At 56.4% G+C, this 259-nt stretch carries 1 pseudogene; it reads left to right on the top strand.

From position 1 onward, the window contains the following. A pseudogene (locus tag MXD62_RS08960) lies at nucleotides 1-259 on the top strand (hypothetical protein); the annotation flags it as partial.

Raw genomic sequence — 259 nt, 5'->3', positions numbered from 1 at the left:
GGCCTCTCCTTTTCCGACTTCGCCAAGCTTCGCACCTATCCACATGTGCATAAGTGGGTAAAGCAGAGCAACTACGCTGCCCTGACTATTCGCACGGCGGGAGCGCGTACGCTTGGCAACGCATATCTCACTATGGGCAGCGGCGGACAGGCACTCTTCACCAAACAGAGCGGAACGTTTTATCAAGCCGACGAACACCTTCCTGGCGGAGAAACGACGGGTGAGCGCATGAACTGGCTGCGCGGAAGTAGTTATCAAC

It is taken from the genome of Frankia sp. Mgl5, from assembly GCF_023242985.1.
Lineage (GTDB): Bacteria > Actinomycetota > Actinomycetes > Frankiales > Frankiaceae > Parafrankia > Parafrankia soli.
Note: the sequence above shows the minus strand (reverse complement) of the source record. Positions and strands in the feature narration are given on the sequence as shown.